This window comes from Xanthomonas massiliensis (assembly GCF_900018785.1).
In the GTDB taxonomy this organism is placed as follows: Bacteria; Pseudomonadota; Gammaproteobacteria; order Xanthomonadales; family Xanthomonadaceae; genus Xanthomonas_B; species Xanthomonas_B massiliensis.
In genome coordinates, this window is sequence record NZ_FCOY01000001.1 from 1 (window position 1) to 3,181 (window position 3,181).

A 3,181-nucleotide genomic window follows, 5' to 3' on the forward strand; every position below is an offset into this window, starting at 1 on the left:
CGCTGCGCGAGTCGATCGACCCGGAGGCCGACGGCAGGTACGGCGGCAGCGTCAACGGCCAGAGCGCGTTCAAGCCGGGTGCGGGCCGCGCACCGGGCGACGCCCCGGTGGAGGCGCTGGCGCAGCCGCGGTTGCTGGCCGAGAGCCCGGACCGGATCGCCCTGGCCAGCGCCAACAGCGGCGTGGCCTATGCCGGCGGCGCAATGCACTGGACGGTGCAGGACGACGCCCACCTGGCAGCGGGCCAGACCCTGTCGGCGGTGGCCGGCCGGCACGCCAGCCTGTTCGCCCAGGCCGGCCCGATCAAGGCGATCGCCGCCGCCGGCCCGGTGAGCCTGCAGGCCCACGCCGGCGAACTGGAACTGCTGGCCGACCAGGACGTGACGATCACCGCCACGGACGCCCGCATCGAAGTGCTGGCGCAGCAGAAGATCGTGCTGCAGGCCGGTCAGAGCGCGATCACGCTGGAGGCCGGGGACATCACCTTCGCCTGCCCGGGGGAGTTCACGGTCAAGGCCAGCCAGCAGCCGTTCCTGGGTGGGGAGAGTGGAGCGGTTGCATTGGAAGCACTGCCGGCAACCTTGACGCGGGGCATGTTCAGCCAGTCGATCGGGTTATTGGACTTTCCAATGCAATGGCTCCCGTTTTCCATGAAGCAGGTGCGGGCATATCAAGACAAGACTGCACTGGAAAGCGAAACACTGCCTCAGGACGTCTTTTTTACGCGAAGCTTCGCAACCGAGGAATCCAGCGAGCTGAGTTATGCAGTTGGTTTGCAAGAGTCCTGGGCAGTGGAGGAATTCATCGACGTCGCAGTTCCTGACGGCAATGATGACGAAACGGAGAATGCGTGATGGGTGCCGCCATCTCGGATCCCTATCTGGTGAAGCGCGGCGATACGCTTGGAGGTATCGCCAAGCGAGCCGGTCGTTCAGTCCGGGAACTGATGAAATGGAATGGACTGAAGAACCCGGACCTGATCCATCCGGGACAAAGTCTCTATCTGTCCGAAAAAAGCGCTTTCGGTCTGGAGGTCGTGTTTCTGGATGCCCTGCACAGTCCCGTCGAAAATCTTCGCTACCAGGTCAAGTTCGATGGGAAAACAGTCTCCGGTATCACTCCAGGCAGTGGTCGAATGCCGCCGATCGTGACCAGCAGTGCGACATCAGCGGTCGAAGTGCTGGTGCAGGATCTGCAGGGCCAGTGGCAGAGCATCTGCAGGACGACCTCCGATTACGGCAGAAAACTGTTGACGCTGGTCAGCGGAGCCGTGGTCATCAAGGACAGGACGGAGAAACATCCGGCATCGGCCCCGGCACGACCACAGGAGCCGTCACCTCCGATCCAACAGGCCGATACTGGCGAGCAGGTCCCTCCTCCAGTTCCGGCGACGGGTACGGCAAGCCGTAACAATCCTTCGGTGAAGACCCGGAAAACACAGGGCCGGCAAGGTCAATCCATCATCCAGGTTAGCGTCGACATCCCGCAGGGATTGCTCGATCTGTTTGCCAACTATAAGGGGGGCGAGATTTCCGAGAAGGAATGGGCGGCCACAGCCGCAAGAATAGAATGCGAGCCGGAAGTATTGAGGGCGATCGCCAAAGTCGAAAGCGGTGGGCGCTCGGCTTTCTGGCGGATGAACAAGGCCGATGGAGCCCTCGTCCCGGCGATTCTGTACGAACGACACTATTTCAGTCGCGAAACGGGCGGGAAATTCGACTCGGGCCATCCCGATATTTCCTGGTCGGTGCCGTATCGAAAGAAAAGCCTGATAGGAAAGGTGGATGCAAAGATGTCGGATGGACGGGTGGATGCAGATGATGCGTATGGCGACTATGCATCCTCGTACCTGCGTCTGGTCAATGCCTATCGCCTGGCTCCGGATGCGGCGCTCAAGTCATGTTCCTGGGGCAAGTTCCAGATCATGGGGTCGAACTTCAAGTTGTGTGGTGAACGCGATATAGATGGGTTCATTATTAAAATGTGCACCTCGGAGGCGGCGCAGATCGGCTTGCTGGCAGAGTTCATTCGTCGCAAACCGCGTGCTTGGAAGAACCCCAAGAACAAAAAGCTTGGCAAGGAGATATCCCTTCATGAGGCGGTGAAGGCCAAGAACTGGGCGGCGATAGCGTTCAACTACAACGGTCCTGGCTATAAGGCCTACAGGTACGACGAAAAGATGAGGGAAGCATATGCTGAAATTAAGAATGCCAGGTAACGTCTTCGGCCTTGCAGGCATCGCATTGCTGATGGTTGCCGGGGCAGCCCGCTCGGATATCCGTCTGGATGGTAATTTCTATACCGATCGGAGCGTAAGCCCGGCCGTTAGGGAGGCGGAAGGCTTGGAGGAGGCCGCAATTGCATATTCGAAGCAGCTTAGTGCCATAACGCCAGCTGATTCCGTCATGGGGAGACCTGAGAAAGGGCTATCCTTTAAGTTGTATTTCGACGATATCAAATATTACATCGTACCCGTACGTTTCATGGCCCGGGATAGGCCTGGTGAGGCCTGCACGCCTGCAGATTTCAAGGGTGCCCCCACCTACATGTGCAAAGAAGGGCAGCGGTACAAGGATTCATGTCATCTTATATTCCTCGACGATAATCTCAAACCGGCCGGAGCTTATCGTATTCGAATCGATGAGCCGTTCGATGTTTTCTGCAATGCGGACATCGCAATGGGGGTTTACGACAAGAAGAAAAACGAGCTTCTTGTGACGTTCCAGTACTTTCCGATCGATCGCAAAGCAGCGAGCAAGATCAGCGAGGTCGGGTCCGGCTGGATACGCATGACTTCGCTGTTCAGACTGAAGCAGAGCAACGGGCGGATCGAGGTCGAGCAGGACGACACCTGTCTCAAGAATCCCAACCGGATCGAGACCATTCCGGATGCGCGAAAGGAATTGAGAGCCTGTGGGGCGAGGCTTAGTAAGTAGCTGTCATTGAGGGAGTCAATATTTAAGCTTTACTCGATGCGGTAATGAACCAGCTCAAGGGCGCTGAGTGAACCGGTGAACCGGCCCACGGCACCCGGCCTGCAGACCGCGCGGGTGGTGGGACTGCCTGAGGCGGCGGTCACCGCCAACCGCGACCACCAGGTGCGCATCCAGTTCGATTGGCAGCGTGGCGCCGTGCCCAATGCCGGTGGCCTGGCGGGCGAGGAGGCTGCCCACGACCATGC

The 3,181-nt window shown here is 59.1% G+C and carries 3 protein-coding genes; all 3 read left to right on the plus strand.

The window, feature by feature from the left end; genetic code table 11:
• A partial coding sequence (locus tag BN3794_RS00005) for a DUF2345 domain-containing protein (RefSeq protein ID WP_147675588.1) occupies positions 1-854 on the plus strand: 854 nt, incomplete at its 5' end.
• A complete protein-coding gene (locus BN3794_RS15665; protein WP_078059475.1) occupies positions 854-2,218 on the plus strand; it encodes an N-acetylmuramidase domain-containing protein in 1,365 nt (454 codons plus the stop codon). The genes BN3794_RS00005 and BN3794_RS15665, both read left to right, overlap by 1 nt.
• Positions 2,208-2,936: a hypothetical protein gene (locus tag BN3794_RS16120; RefSeq protein WP_147675589.1), complete on the plus strand. Its 729-nt coding sequence runs from the start codon at positions 2,208-2,210 to the stop codon at positions 2,934-2,936. The genes BN3794_RS15665 and BN3794_RS16120 overlap by 11 nt, the downstream gene beginning before the upstream one ends.
• Positions 2,937-3,181: the final 245 nt, after the last annotated feature.